The sequence below is a fragment of the Paraburkholderia sp. EG304 genome (genome assembly GCF_046543485.1).
Lineage (GTDB): Bacteria > Pseudomonadota > Gammaproteobacteria > Burkholderiales > Burkholderiaceae > Paraburkholderia > Paraburkholderia youngii.
In genome coordinates, this window is the sequence record NZ_JBKGUA010000343.1 from 1 (window position 1) to 446 (window position 446).

At 38.1% G+C, this 446-nt stretch carries 2 protein-coding genes; both read right to left on the bottom strand.

Annotation, left to right across the window (positions count from 1 at the left end; translation table 11 throughout):
* Window positions 1-270 (bottom strand): NAD(P)H-binding protein (locus tag ACLFKU_RS44190; protein ID WP_410853450.1); only part of this gene is annotated, 270 nt, incomplete at its 3' end.
* A partial coding sequence (locus tag ACLFKU_RS44195; protein ID WP_410853451.1) for a hypothetical protein occupies window positions 257-446 on the bottom strand: 190 nt, incomplete at its 5' end. The genes ACLFKU_RS44190 and ACLFKU_RS44195, both read right to left, overlap by 14 nt.

The window sequence follows — 446 nt, forward strand, 5'->3', positions numbered from 1 at the left end:
TTCATGTTCAATCTGATCCGGAGATGTAGCCGTGAGCAGAAACAGAGCATCAGCCCTGGAACATGCTTCTTTCAGTTGTTTTATAGAATTAAGACTGGCACTTACGTAGGTTATATTTGATGATGAGCTTGTAGGTACAGGATAAGAGCGCTCAGGATTTCTAAGAACTCCCCGCACAATACAGTCATGGTATTTCAGTTGCTGCATTACTTCTCTTCCAACGGTGCCTGTACAGCCAAAAACAACTATAACCGGTTTAATTTTTTTCATATCTATAGTCTTTTATTTGTTGGCGAACTGTTATTATAGTAGCACCCAGAAAAGCTGAGAAAGTGATATTGAATCGTTCTGACGGGAGGTTGGTGACAAAGGTGAAAACTAAGCCCAAGGCCATCATTAATAGTATAATTAATAAAGATCTTATCGATTTATTTCGTACTAAAATT